The sequence below is a fragment of the Eubacterium pyruvativorans genome, from assembly GCF_900102225.1.
GTDB lineage: Bacteria > Bacillota > Clostridia > Peptostreptococcales > Anaerovoracaceae > Aminicella > Aminicella pyruvativorans.
The window spans coordinates 13,013-26,286 of record NZ_FNBF01000009.1 but is presented as its reverse complement, the minus strand read 5'-3'; the positions used below and the strand labels follow the sequence as shown (position 1 = coordinate 26,286).

Annotated in this window: 14 protein-coding genes; all 14 read left to right on the top strand. The window is 56.9% G+C overall.

What is annotated here, in order from left to right; translation table 11 throughout:
- Positions 1-146: 146 nt before the first annotated feature.
- The 14 genes from BLQ24_RS04735 to BLQ24_RS04670 all read left to right on the top strand — a co-directional run bounded on the left by BLQ24_RS04735 (position 147) and on the right by BLQ24_RS04670 (position 13,124).
- Positions 147-992 (top strand): CPBP family intramembrane glutamic endopeptidase, encoded by an 846-nt coding sequence (locus BLQ24_RS04735; protein WP_090163206.1) that lies wholly within the window; start codon positions 147-149, stop codon positions 990-992.
- A gap of 108 nt (positions 993-1,100) precedes the next feature.
- A complete protein-coding gene (locus tag BLQ24_RS04730) occupies positions 1,101-1,436 on the top strand; it encodes a hypothetical protein (RefSeq protein ID WP_143004249.1) in 336 nt (111 codons plus the stop codon).
- 195 nt (positions 1,437-1,631) lie between these two features.
- Positions 1,632-2,822: an ATP phosphoribosyltransferase regulatory subunit gene (locus BLQ24_RS04725; RefSeq protein ID WP_176755860.1), complete on the top strand. Its 1,191-nt coding sequence runs from the start codon at positions 1,632-1,634 to the stop codon at positions 2,820-2,822.
- Positions 2,809-3,447: an ATP phosphoribosyltransferase gene (hisG, locus tag BLQ24_RS04720; RefSeq protein ID WP_242869587.1), complete on the top strand. Its 639-nt coding sequence runs from the start codon at positions 2,809-2,811 to the stop codon at positions 3,445-3,447. Before BLQ24_RS04725 ends, hisG begins: the two co-directional genes overlap by 14 nt.
- Positions 3,448-3,480: 33 nt before the next feature.
- Positions 3,481-4,551, top strand: a complete 1,071-nt coding sequence (hisC, locus tag BLQ24_RS04715) for a histidinol-phosphate transaminase (RefSeq protein WP_090163198.1) — start codon at positions 3,481-3,483, stop codon at positions 4,549-4,551.
- 21 nt (positions 4,552-4,572) lie between these two features.
- Entirely contained in the window at positions 4,573-5,160 is a 588-nt protein-coding gene (hisB, locus tag BLQ24_RS04710; RefSeq protein WP_090163196.1) for an imidazoleglycerol-phosphate dehydratase HisB, read from the top strand.
- Positions 5,161-5,270: 110 nt separating this feature from the next.
- Positions 5,271-5,888, top strand: coding sequence for an imidazole glycerol phosphate synthase subunit HisH (hisH, locus tag BLQ24_RS04705; RefSeq protein ID WP_090163194.1), 618 nt, complete (start codon positions 5,271-5,273; stop codon positions 5,886-5,888).
- An 81-nt stretch (positions 5,889-5,969) separates the two neighbouring features.
- Complete coding sequence (gene hisA, locus BLQ24_RS04700; protein WP_090163191.1) at positions 5,970-6,692, top strand: 1-(5-phosphoribosyl)-5-[(5-phosphoribosylamino)methylideneamino]imidazole-4-carboxamide isomerase; 723 nt, start codon at positions 5,970-5,972, stop codon at positions 6,690-6,692.
- 10 nt (positions 6,693-6,702) lie between these two features.
- On the top strand, positions 6,703-7,461 hold the full coding sequence (gene hisF, locus BLQ24_RS04695; protein ID WP_090163189.1) for an imidazole glycerol phosphate synthase subunit HisF: 759 nt from the start codon (positions 6,703-6,705) through the stop codon (positions 7,459-7,461).
- A 153-nt stretch (positions 7,462-7,614) separates the two neighbouring features.
- Positions 7,615-7,995 carry a phosphoribosyl-AMP cyclohydrolase gene (hisI, locus tag BLQ24_RS04690; RefSeq protein WP_090163187.1) on the top strand — a complete coding sequence of 127 codons (381 nt, stop codon included), beginning with the start codon at positions 7,615-7,617 and terminating at the stop codon, positions 7,993-7,995.
- Complete coding sequence (locus BLQ24_RS04685) at positions 7,992-8,831, top strand: histidinol-phosphatase (RefSeq protein ID WP_090163185.1); 840 nt, start codon at positions 7,992-7,994, stop codon at positions 8,829-8,831. The genes hisI and BLQ24_RS04685 overlap by 4 nt, the downstream gene beginning before the upstream one ends.
- 376 nt (positions 8,832-9,207) lie before the next feature.
- Positions 9,208-10,311 carry a trigger factor gene (gene tig, locus BLQ24_RS04680; protein ID WP_090163183.1) on the top strand — a complete coding sequence of 368 codons (1,104 nt, stop codon included), beginning with the start codon at positions 9,208-9,210 and terminating at the stop codon, positions 10,309-10,311.
- Positions 10,312-10,568: 257 nt separating this feature from the next.
- Positions 10,569-11,726 carry a (d)CMP kinase gene (cmk, locus tag BLQ24_RS10475; protein WP_336433258.1) on the top strand — a complete coding sequence of 386 codons (1,158 nt, stop codon included), beginning with the start codon at positions 10,569-10,571 and terminating at the stop codon, positions 11,724-11,726.
- A 150-nt stretch (positions 11,727-11,876) separates the two neighbouring features.
- Positions 11,877-13,124, top strand: a complete 1,248-nt coding sequence (locus BLQ24_RS04670) for a DUF1015 domain-containing protein (RefSeq protein WP_090163181.1) — start codon at positions 11,877-11,879, stop codon at positions 13,122-13,124.
- Positions 13,125-13,274 lie beyond the last annotated feature (150 nt).

Here is a 13,274-nt window from a genome sequence, read left to right as displayed (position 1 = left end):
TGCTTCTCGCATCCAACGAAATAATTGATGAGGATCCCCCGGGTCGTTCCGAACAGGCGAACGGTCCGGGGGATAATTTCAATCCGGTATGTGTATGTCACTGTCACCACGACAATGCGCAGTTCTGATGCTCATATGAGGAACCTATGAACAACGAGAAAAACCAAAAGAAAAACGAAACATCTTCCCGGGCCGGCGGTACGCTCCGCCCGCCGATGGATGTCCGGTCCGGAGTCCTCTGGACCCTGGTTCTGGGGATTCTGCTCCCCGCCCTGGGCGCTTTTCTCCTGAAGAACCGAAGTGACCTCTGCGTCACGCTGGCGGCGGACGGGGCAGGGGCCGTCATCGCTTTCCTGCTGCTCCGGGGAAGAGCCCGGGCAGGCGGTGCGGTGTCCCGCAGGTTTACGGCAAAGGATCTTATCCTGTCCGTTCTCCTGATGTTTTTCACTCTGCACTGTCTGAACGGAATCTGCCGGATATTTCTCCCGGAACAGACGGCTTCCTCCGGTGCTGCAGCCAGGATGGCCGGGAGCGGGACTATCGGTGCGGGAACCGGAGCTTCGGGAGAGATTCTTCTGGCGGTGATCGGTCTTGCTGTTCTGCCTGCTATCTACGAGGAACTGCTGATGCGGGGGATTCTCTTCCGGAGTCTTCGGACAGCGGCGGGGTTCTGGCCGGCGGCCCTGCTTTCCGCCGCCTTCTGGGGCATCTGGCACTGGAATCCTGCCCAGTGCATCACCGCATTCGGTGCGGGGCTGGTGCTGGCGCTGCTGATGGAAGTGTATGACTCCCTAACTCTGGTCATTTTCTTGCACATGGCCAACAACCTGATGAGTGTTTTCGGCTGGCTGCTGGCCCGCTGGATCCCGGGGGTTCTCCGGGGGCCCGGAGCATCCGCCGGCGGGGATGGGATCCTGCTTCTGGCGGAAGGCCTGGCAGCGGTGTGGCTCTTCCGGAAGGTGAAGACCGGAGAACCGCTGCGCCGGCGCTGAGAAGGAAGAAACGGGGCGGCCGTCCTCATCTCCGGCGCCGGGAAGATACGGAAAACCGGTTGCGTGAACCCCCGGCGCCGGGGTATAAAGGAAACGGAACAGGAGGTAATGAGCATGGAATATTTCTTCAATCATATCGGATATGTACTGGTGGCCGGATTATTTGCGGCGCTGCTCTGCGCACTGACGGTGTTCTTCCAGGCGAAGAGCGAACAGGCGAATATCGAGCACGGCTATGACCCGGAATGGGACAAGGCCCAGTTCGCCTGCAAGGGGTGCAAGATGGCCGGCATGTGCAATCATATGCATTCACTGAAGCCTGCGGATTTCGACGGTGATTCCTGTGCGGACCGGGTGGACGAGAAGACGGTGGCGGAGCTGAAGGCAGAAATACAGAATGAAATTCGGAAGGATCGTCAGGAAACAGCGGGAGCGGACCGGTAGCATGAACCGGTCCGGACCGGCGTTCCGCCGTCCTCCGGCGCCCTGCATCGTTTTGCGGGGCGCTGTTTTCGTTTTTTTTGACATTCCCCGTCTTCGTGCATAGAATGAAAAACAACCGACTGCCGTATTGACAGGGATACCGGGGTGGTTTATTATGATAAAGCATTAAAGCACGAAAGCGAAAAGCGTATGACGATGGAATACAATAGAAAGGATTATGCTGTGTCACAGATTGACAAGACCAGAATGAGCATGGAAGAACGGGCCGGTCTGGAGCTCCACGAACTCTACCGGAAATACGGCTACGCCCGTTACAAGATGCAGAAATTTGAAGAATATGAACTTTACCTGAAGAACCGGGACTTCATCGAAACGGAAAGCATCATCGCCTTCAGCGATGCCCGGGGAAAACTCATGGCACTGAAGCCGGACCTGACACTCTCCATTGTGAAGAATTACAAGTATGAGCCGGGGGTGGTCCGGAAGCTCTTCTACAGCGAGAATGTCTACCGCTCCGCCAAGAACAGCCTGCAGCACCGGGAAATGCTGCAGACCGGTCTGGAATGTATGGGAGACATCGACCAGTACCAGGTGGCGGAAGTGACGATGCTGGCGGCAGCCAGCCTGGCCGTCCTGTCCCAAGATGCTGTTCTGGCGGTTTCCCACATGGGACTGATCAGTGATCTGCTGGAACCGGTCCGGGATCCGGGCACGAAGAACCGGATCATCCGGGCGGTGGGAGAGAAGAACCTGAGCGAGATCGAGAAGATCTGCCGGGAGGAAGAGATTGACCGGATGGTGGCGGAGTCTCTGATCACACTGATTGGCGCCTACGGCGCCTTCGACGATGTCCGGGAGGAGCTCAACCGGCTGCCCCTGGGGTACAGCGGCCGGAAGGCCATGGCGGAACTGGAAACGGTGTTCGGTGTCATCGCCTCCACTCCGTACCGGGATCAGGTGAAGATTGATTTCAGCATTGTGAACGACCTGACCTATTACAGCGGCATTCTGTTCCAGGGCTTCGTCCGGGGCATTCCTCAGAGCATCCTGTCCGGCGGCCGCTACGACCGGCTCATGAGCCGGATGAACCGGCAGGGCGGCGCCCTGGGGTTCGCTGTCTACCTGGATTATCTGGACATGCTGCCGGGGGACAGCCGGAAGAATGACGTGGACGTGGTTCTGCTCTACGGAGACGATGATTCACCGGAAGCGATTGTCGATTTGTCCCGGGAGATCACCGGGGGCGGAGAGACGATTCTGGTGGAACGGGCGGTGCCGAAGGGTATCCGGGCCGGCCGGGTGGTGCGCATGCCGGGAGCCGGCGGTGCACCGGACAGAGAAGGGCAGAGACCGGACAGAAAGGGGCAGACCGATGACAGAAAATAACAGACAGATGATCAGTGTGGCGCTGCCGAAGGGCCGGCTGGGCGATCAGGTATATGAGATGCTGGCGAAAGCCGGTTACGAATGCCCGGAGATCAAGAGCGATACACGCAAGTTGATCTTTGTCAACGAAAGTGTGGGCATCCGTTACTTCGAGGTCAAGCCCACCGACGTGGTGAAATATGTGGAGCGGGGGGCCGCCGATGTGGGCATCGCCGGGAAGGACATTCTGCTGGAATACCAGTCCCCGGTGTATGAACTGCTGGATCTGGGCATCGGCCGCTGCCGCATGTGCGTGGCGGCGCCGAAGGGCTGGCACGAGGACCAGGAACGGACCCTCCGGGTTGCAACCAAGTTCATGAATATCGCGAAGAACCACTTCGATCAGAAGGGCCGGGAGATCGACATGATCAAGCTCCACGGCTCCATTGAACTGGCGCCGATTGTGGGCCTTTCGGACTGTATCGTGGACATTGTGGAAACCGGAAGCACTCTGCGGGAAAACAACCTGGAGGTGGTGGAGGAGATCGTGCCGATCAGTGCCCGGCTGATCGCCAACAAGTCCTCCTTCCAGTTCAAGACCCGGGAGATTGAGGCAATGCGGGACGCCCTGGCGGCGCAGATTTAGCCTTACAGACAAAAAGTAATCAGGAGATCGATCATGAGAAAGAGTTTTTTGAATCAGAAATACCGCTCTCTGGAAGAATATACACCGGGAGAGCAGCCGAAAGATACGGTATATACGAAGCTGAACACGAATGAATCCCCGTATCCTGCGGGACCGAAAACCGTGCAGGCGGTCTGCGATCAGCTGCAGGCCAGAAGGCTCCGGCTCTACTCGGACCCGGATGCGGTGAAACTGAAGGATAAACTGGCGGAACGCTACGGCGTCACCCGGCGGAATATTTTCGTTTCCAACGGTTCGGATGATATTCTGAATTTCGCCTTCCTGTCTTTCGGGGAGGACGGCGTTCTGTTTCCGGAAATCAGCTACGGATTCTACGAGGTTTTCGCTGAACTGCACGGTGTGAATTACACCAAGGTGCCGCTTCGGGCGGACTTCACCATCGATCCGGAGGACTACCGCAATGCCGGGAAACTGGTGGTGATCGCCAATCCGAACGCACCTACCGGCCGGGTGATCACCCTGGATGACATCCGGATGATCTGCGAAACGAACCCGGAGCATGTGGTTCTGATCGACGAGGCCTATGTGGATTTCGGTGCGGAGAGCGCCGTGGCCCTGGTGCAGGATTACGAGAACCTGATTGTCTGCCAGACCTTCTCCAAGTCCCGGTCGCTGGCCGGCGCCCGGCTGGGATACGCCATCGGCTCCGAAACAGTCATTGCGGATCTGGAGAAGATCAAGTATTCCACCAATCCGTATAACGTGAATACGGTTTCTGCGGCGGCGGGAACAGCAGCCCTGGACGAGGCGGATTATTACCGGGAAAACTGCAGAAAAATACAGGAGACCCGGGAAGAAGCCGTGAAGGTTTTTGAAGAACTGGGCTTCGCCGTGGTGCCGTCGCTGGCCAACTTCCTGTTTGTTTCTTCCGAGCGGGTGGACGGGAAGGTTTTGTATGAGAAGCTGAAGGAGAGGAAGATCCTGATCCGCCACTTCGACTACAGCCCGAAGGTGACCAACTGGAACCGGGTCACCATCGGTACCCCGGAAGAGATGCAGGTACTGTTCGGCGGGATCCGGGAAATCCTGGCGGAAGAAGCGTAGACAGAAGGAAAGGAGCTGCAAATGAGAACCGGTACTATCAGACGCACCACCGCCGAAACGGATATCGACCTGACCCTGGATCTGGAGGGGGAGGGAGAAACCCGGATCGACACAGGCTGCGGTTTTTTGAACCACATGCTGACATTGTTTGCCCGGCACGGCAGATTCGGTCTCCGGGTGAAGTGCACCGGGGACACCGATGTGGACTATCATCATACGGTGGAGGACATCGGCATCGCCCTGGGAGAGGCCTATGCCATGGCCATCGGAGAGAAGAAGGGCATCTTCCGCTATGCGGACATCATTCTGCCCATGGACGAGACGCTGATGATCTGTGCGGTGGATGTGTCCGGCCGCTCGTTTCTGGGATTTCATGTGGACATGCCTCAGGCGAAGGTGGGGGACTTCGATACCGAGCTGGTGAAGGAGTTCTTCCTGGGGTTCACCAGAACTTCCGATGTGACCCTGCATTTCCGGGAGCTGTCCGGGGAGAATGCCCATCACGTCATTGAAGCCATGTTCAAGGCCTTCGGCAGGACCCTGGCGAAAGCGTCCGCCGTGGACCCGGATCACGCCGATGAGATTCCTTCCACGAAAGGGGTTTTGTAATTTCTCCCCGGAAGGAATGCAGCTCGCCGGGCAGGCATCCTGCTTCTTGCACGGAACAGAAAAGAATTGTAAAATGAGAATAATCGGTTTACGAAGAAAGGAGAGCGGTCATGATCGCAATCGTTGATTACGGCGTCGGAAATATCTTCTCCCTGGTGAGTTCCTTCTCCCGGATCGGAGCGGATATCCGGCTGACCGGAGATCCGGAGGAGATCCGCAGTGCAGAGAAGGTCATCCTGCCGGGGGTAGGCGCCTTCCGGGATGCGGCGGAGAAGCTGAAGGACACCGGGCTGGGAAATGTGGTGAAGGAGCAGGCGGCAGCCGGGAAACCGCTGCTGGGAATCTGTCTGGGTATGCAGATGCTGTTCGACCGCAGTTTCGAGTATGGTGAATACGAGGGCCTGGGTCTGATCCGGGGCGAGGTGGTCTCCATGGAGCCGGTTGTGCCTGCGGGATTCCATGTGCCGCAGATCGGCTGGAACGCTCTTCATTTTCCGAAAGATAAGCCGAAGAACGAACTGTTTCGGAATACGGAGGAAGGGGACTTCGTCTACTTCGTCCATACGTATTACGGGACGAACTGTGACGATTCTGTTATCGCAACCACCGACTACGGCGCAGAACTCACTGCTGCCGTTGCCGACGGAAACGTGTACGGCGTCCAGTTCCATCCGGAGAAGTCCGGTGAGGTGGGTCTTCGCATCCTGAAGGCGTTCTGCGAGCTGTAACTTCGGCTTAGGCCGGGGGACCGGTGCGGCGGAACGGACCTGAGGAGAGAGACCGCGAGGTGTGTGCAGGAGGTTGTAGGTATGAAAATTATTCCGGCGATTGATTTACGCGGCGGCAATGTAGTCCGGCTGCTGCAGGGTGACTACAGCAAGGAAACGATTTACAGCGATAACCCGCTGGAAATTGCCCAGGACTTCGAGAAGGCAGGTGCAGAATACCTGCATGTCGTGGATCTGGACGGTGCGAAGGACGGCACACAGCCGAATTTCGCCGCAGTCAGCGACATCATCGAGAATACCGGGCTGAAGGTGGAGATCGGGGGAGGCATCCGCAATGAGGAGATTATCCGGGACTATGCCCAGATCGGTGCACTGCGGGTTATTTTCGGCACCATGGCGGTGGAAGATCCGGAATTTACGGCCCGCATGATCCGGAAATACGGCGATAACGTATCTATCTGCATCGACATTGTCGGGGCTAATGTGGCGGTGCAGGGCTGGACGAAGGTCACCTCCACTACCGTGGACGACCTGGTTCAGGCGCTGATCGAGGATGGAGCATCCACCATCGTCTGCACGGACATCGCCCGGGACGGAGCCATGAACGGCACCAACCTGGAGCTGTACCGGAAACTGGTGAAGAATTACAAGGGCTACGTGGATATCATGGCCTGCGGCGGAATCTCCAATATGGAGGATCTCCATGCGCTGGCGGACATGGGCATCGACGGAGCTGTGATCGGGCGTGCCTTCTATAACGGTGCGCTGAATGTGAAGGAAGTCATTGAAACCTTCGCAGAATAGAGAGGAAACAGTGATTACGAAACGAATTATCCCCTGCCTGGACGTGAAAGACGGACGGGTGGTGAAAGGTGTGAACTTCAAGGGGCTGACCGATGTATCCTCCCCGGTGGAACTGGGGAAGTATTACAGTGACCACGGCGCAGATGAGCTGGTGTTCTATGACATCACCGCATCCGCCGAGGGACGGCAGCTGTTCACGGACATCCTGAAGGAAGTGGCCTCCACCATCTTCATTCCGCTTTCTGTGGGCGGCGGCATCAACACGATTCAGGATTTTGACCGGGTGCTGAAGTGCGGGGCGGACAAGGTTTCTGTCAACTCCGGTGCGATCCGGAATCCGGACCTGATTGAAGAGGCGGCGAATATCTACGGGAACCAGTGCGTGGTTCTGTCTGTGGATGTGGCCAGGGCGGACGGCCGGTTCACGGTGTTCTCCCGGGGCGGCCGGGACAACACCGGAATGGACGCCATCGATTGGATCCGCCGGGGTGTGGATCACGGCGCCGGGGAGATCGTGGTAAACAGCATTGACACCGATGGAGTGAAGAAGGGCTTCGACCTGGAAATGCTCCGGGCGGTGGAAGACGCAGTCAATGTTCCGGTGATTGCTTCCGGCGGCGCCGGTTCGATTCAGGACTTCGTGGATCTGTTCCGGGAGATTCCGGAAATCGATGCGGGCCTGGCGGCCTCCATCTTCCACTTCGGGGAGGTCAGCATCCGGGACCTGAAGGAGGAACTGGCCCGTCAGGGGATCAACGTCCGGCTGTAATCGGAAGAAACCGTAGGGGAGCGAAAGAAAACGTGCCGGAAGATGAGAATATCGAGCGAAATCGAAACGAATGCGGGCGCAGGACACCAGGTGTCCGGCGCCCTTGTTTTAGCCGGTCCGGTGGATCGGAGATAAGACAGGAAAGGACAGAACATGAAGGAGAAAACATATATCGAAGCAGACGGCCGGGAAGGGACGCCGGTGGGAATTGAAGATCTGAAATTCGACGACCGGGGACTGATTCCCGCCATCGTACAGGATGCGGATACGAAGCAGGTGCTGACCCTGGCTTATATGAATGCGGAGAGTCTGCGCCGCACCCTGGCCATCGGCCAGACCGTATTCTGGTCCCGGTCCCGGCAGGAGTACTGGCACAAGGGGGAGACGTCCGGCAACTTCCAGCATGTGACCCGCATTATCGCCGACTGTGACCGGGACGCACTGGTGGTTCTGGTTCATCCGGACGGTCCGGCCTGTCATCTGGGAACCGTGTCCTGCTTCAATTATCCGGTGCGGGAGGAGGAAACGAAATGATCCGAAATGCCTGGGGCAGTCCGGTTCTGAATCCGGACGGAGACATTAATCTCCACACCCACACCTGCTACTGCGACGGGAAGGATGACCCGGAGGACATGGTGCGGACAGCCGTCGAGAAGGGTTTCCGGGTTCTGGGTTTTTCCGGACACGGGTACTGTGAAGTGGACATCGACTGCTGTATGAGCGAGGCGGGGGAGCGGGAATACCGGGACCGCATCCTGGCTCTCCGGGAGAAGTACCGGGGGAAGATCGACATCCGGCTGGGCATGGAGCGGGATTATTACAACGAAAACACCGGTTATCCCTACGATTATGAAATCGGATCGGTACACTATGTGCAGGCCGGGGGCGAATATCTGGCAGTGGACGACACGGCGGACATTGCGGCCGACGGGGTGAACCGCCTGTTCGGCGGAAACTGGCGGGCCTATGTGGAGTGCTACTATGAGACGGCCGCCGACGTGCTGCGGAAGACCGGCACCGACATTGTGGGCCATTTCGATCTGGTGACGAAGTTCAATGAGGGGAACCGGTGGTTTGATGAAGATGCGGACTGGTACCGGGCGGCGGCGCTGCACAGCCTCCGGAAACTGGCGGAGACCCGGGTCTGCCCCCGCTCTGGAATGCGGGATATCCTGGGGGCCGGGCCCCGTCCGGTTTTCGAGGTGAACACCGGGGGGATGGCAAAAAAATACCGAAGCCGGCCGTATCCCGCCCCGTTCCTGCTGGAAGCGCTGGGAGAACTGGGCTGCCCGGTGATTTACTCCAGCGACTGCCATGACAGAACCAAACTGGATTTCGGGTTCCGGGAGCTCCTTCCCTTGAAGCGGTAGTCCGGCGTGAAATTCGACGAAGCGGCCCGAAGAAGGGCCGGAAAACCGAAAACTCCCACCGTAGAGGCGGGAGTTTCCGGTTGCGATATTTATTATTAAGAAAGAACGTTCAAAAGGAGTGAAACTCCCCTTGACAACCTGATTGTAGCGTATATTCGATCTTCTGTAAAGTGGAATAATAGTGAAATCTGATTGAAAAACAAATAATAGTGTTAATTCTGAAAAAATGGACATTGTGACGACCGGATGCCGATTTTGTATTTTGTATGAAGAAACACCAGGATCGTTTGAAAAAGCAACAGGCCGGGGGTATAATGAACAGCGTGCCGGTCAGTTCCGGTTCAGAAGATGAAATTGCGAAGGAGAAGTTATCAACATGACGAAGACGAAGAAAATCATCATCGGAGTTATCATCCTTGCGGTCGCTGTGTGCGCAGTTTTCGTTACACTTTTTGAAATCGGATTTTTCGAGAAGTCGAATTATAAATTCCTGAATTATGACAAGTATGTCAAGGTCGGGAAATACAAGGGACTGAAGTACACTGCGAAGAAGGTGAGTGTCACACAGAAGGAAATCGACCAGGAGATCACCTCCCGGAGAACTTCCGCCCAGACCCAGAAGTCGGTGAAGTCCGGCACGCTGGCCAAGGGAGATGTGGCGAATATTTCCTATGTGGGAAAGATCGACGGAAAGAAGTTCGACGGTGGATCCGCCAGTGACTACGACCTGACGCTGGGATCCAACTCCATGATCAAGGGGTTCGAGTCCGGTCTCATCGGCCACAAGGTGGGAGACAAGGTGAAGCTGAACCTCACTTTCCCGAAGGATTACGGAACCAAGAAGCTGAGAAATAAGAAGGCGGTGTTCGAAGTGACCATCAATGCGAAGAAGGTCACGGTGACACCGAAGTATGACACGGCCTTCATCAAGCAGAATACAGGAAATAAGTATTCCACGAAGGAAGATTACGAGAAGTATATCAAGGACTATCTGACGAAGCAGAAGGAAGCCACCGCTCTGAGCGAAGTGAAATCCGACCTGTGGTCTCAGGTTGTCACGGCTTCCAAGAGCACGGGCAAGTACCCGAAGAAGCAGCTCGCATACGAGAAGGAAAAGTTCACGAATCAGTATAAGAACTATGCGAAGAACTACAACATGTCCTTCAAGACATTCCTGAAGGCCCAGGGCATGACGGAGAAGACCTTCAACAAGAAGGCGAACGAGTATGCGAAGACAGTGGTGAAGCAGAAGTGCGTGATGTACTCTATTGCGAAGAAGGAAGGCATCAAGGTGACAGACAAGCAGTACAAGGCTTATCTGAAGAAGATGCTGAAGAATGCGGGTTACACCGAATCCTCCTTCCAGAGCCAGTACGGTATGACCATCGAGAAGTACGGTGAAGAAAACGACTTCAAGACTGCATACATGCTGAGCAAGGTCGTGGACAACATCTACAGCAGTGCGAAGAAGACGAAGTAGTCTCCGGCATCTGACGAATTCAGCGAATACGAAAAGAAGAGCATAGGGGGTGGCTGTCTCCCCGGGAACCGGAAGGTTCCCGGAGAAACAGCCATTTTTCTTGGCCCTGGAGGGTCCGTACTCTTGCATCCCGGGGATGATTCGACTATGATAATATGATGGGCCGGAGGAAAGGTGTTCCCCGGACCGCGGAAAACGACAGCAGAAACAGAAGAAAATAGTAAGATTTTATCGTAGGAAACGAAGGAAGAGAACGTATGAGATGTCCATTTTGTGATAATCCCGATACCCGGGTTCTGGATTCCCGGCAGACGGAAGACGGCCATGTGATCCGTCGCCGCCGGATCTGCGACGCCTGCGGCAAGCGGTTCACAACCTATGAGAAAGCAGAAATTTCCATCCTCATGATCGTGAAGAAGGACGGGAGGAGAGAGGCGTTCGACCGGCAGAAAGTTGCCGGCGGCATCATCCGGGCCTGCGAGAAGCGACCGGTCTCCATGGAGGAGATTAACGAGATGGCGGCACGGATCGAACGGAAGGCCCAGGCAGCCGGCCGGAGCGAGGTGACCAGCGATTACATCGGCGAACTGGTCATGGATGAGCTTCGGGCTGTGGATCAGGTGGCCTATATCCGGTTCGCCTCTGTCTACCGTCAGTTTGCGAATGTGGAGAAATTCGCCGAGGAAATCGACAAGCTTCGCCAGGTGGGATCCGCCCGTGCCCGGCATGGAATCCGTATCGCCATCGACGGTCCTTCCGGTGCCGGGAAGAGCACCATTGCGAAACGGGTGGCCGCCCGGCTGGGTTTCGATTACATCGACACCGGTGCGATGTATCGTTCCATCGGCCTGAAGATGGCCCGGAGCGGCTTCTTCGGCGAGGACGGAATGCACGGCGGCGCAGTGGATCCGTCCCGGGAAATCGACCCGGACCGGCTGTCTTCTGTGCTGGCGGAAACGGAAATCGACTTCCGGGAAGGAAAGGTGTATCTGGACGGAGAAGATGTGGAATCGGAGATCCGGAATTCCGAGATTTCCAAGGCCGCTTCCGCCTGTGCCCAGATCGGCATCGTCCGGGAGAAGCTGGTGGACATTCAGCGGGAGATCGGCAGCCGGAAGAACGTGGTTATGGACGGCAGAGACATCGGCACGAACGTGTTCCGGGATGCGGAATATAAGTTTTTCCTGACTGCAGCACCGGAGGAACGGGCGAAGCGCCGGTTCCTGGAGCTAAAGGAGAAGGGGCAGGACGTCGTCTATGAAGATATTCTGAAAGATGTGGAAGAACGGGATTACCGGGATACCCACCGGGAACTGAATCCGCTCCGGAAGGCGGAGGATGCGGTGGAGATCGATTCCACACATATGACGATAGAAGAAGTGGTGGACGAGATTTGTTCCCGGGTGACGATTTAGGATGCGGCCTTCGGGCCGCAGAAGCAGCAGGGCCGGGGGCGCGGAGAACGCGCCCCCGCTCTGCATTTTCGAATCGGGTATTTCCGGACCGGAACGATCCGGAAGGGAAAGAACTCTGTTCACAGAAGAAGTCAGAACAGGAGAAAGAATATGGCGGAAATCAAACCTTTCAGGGCCCTCCGGCCGGCGCCGGACCGGGCGGGGGATGTGATCACGCTTCCCTATGATACGATGAACCGGGAAGAAGCGGTGAGGATGGCCCGGTCGAACCCGGACAGCTTCCTGCATGTGGGGCGGTCCGAGATTGATCTGCCCGATGTGGAGGACCCCTACGATCACCGGGTGTATGAGAAGGCGCGGGAGAATCTGCAGGATCTCATTCGCCGGGGCGTGCTGGTACAGGACGAAGAACCGATGCTGTATGTGTACCGGGAGATCTGGAATGGCAGCATACAGACCGGTATCGTCGGCTGCTCCTCGGTGGAGGACTACAGAAACGGCGTGATCCGTCGTCATGAACTCACCCGGAGAGCCAAGGAGAATGACCGGATCCGCCATATCATGGCTACCCGGGCGCATACCGGTTCGGTATTCCTGGTGTATCGGGAGAACCCGGCCCTCCGGGCAGTGCTGGAGGATATCACGTCCCGGCAGGATCCGGAAGTGGATGTGGTTTCCTTCGGGGCTGTGCGTCACCAGGTATGGCCGGTCCGGGAACAGAATGTGATCTGTCGGATTGTGGAACTGTTCCGGAAGATTCCCACGCTGTACATCGCCGACGGTCATCACCGGTGCCGGGCATCGGCCATTGCGTGCGAGAAATTCCGGATCGAGAATCCGGACTGGACGGGAGAAGAGCCCTTCAACTATACCCTGGCCACCTTCCTGCCGGACCGGGATCTCCACTGCCTGGACTATAACCGGGTGGTGCGGGACTTCAACGGCATGTCTGCGGTGGGCTTCATGAAAGCGGTTACCGATGCGGGCTTCCGCCTGGAGCGGATGGGAACAGAACCCTACCGGCCGCGGAAACTTCATGAATTCGGCGTGTATTTCTGCGGAACCTGGTTCCGAATGACTGCAGAAGACAGGGTGATTCCGCCGGCAGAGGATGTCATCGGGTCTCTGGACGTGTCCATTCTGCAGAATAGTCTGCTGGCGCCGGTACTGGGCATCCGGGATCCCCGTTCCGACGACCGTATCGATTTCGTGGGAGGCATCAGAGGACTGGAGGAAGTTCAGCGCCGGGCGGAGCGTGATATGAAAATCGGGTTCGCCCTGTTCCCGCTGCCGGTTCAGCAGCTCTTCCGGGCGGCGGACGCCGGGAAGACCATGCCGCCGAAATCCACCTGGTTCGAACCGAAACTGGCCAGCGGGCTCTTCGTTCACCTTCTGTAACTGCGTAACTTGCATAGACGCCGCGCCGAAAAAACCCGTAATCATCACAATCGCCCGCTTGCCGAAGCGGAATGCGAATGATATAATGTAGTCTGCGTTCGAATGCGCACAGGTATTGGAATCCCAACATCCGTGTGAAGAAGGGCGCAG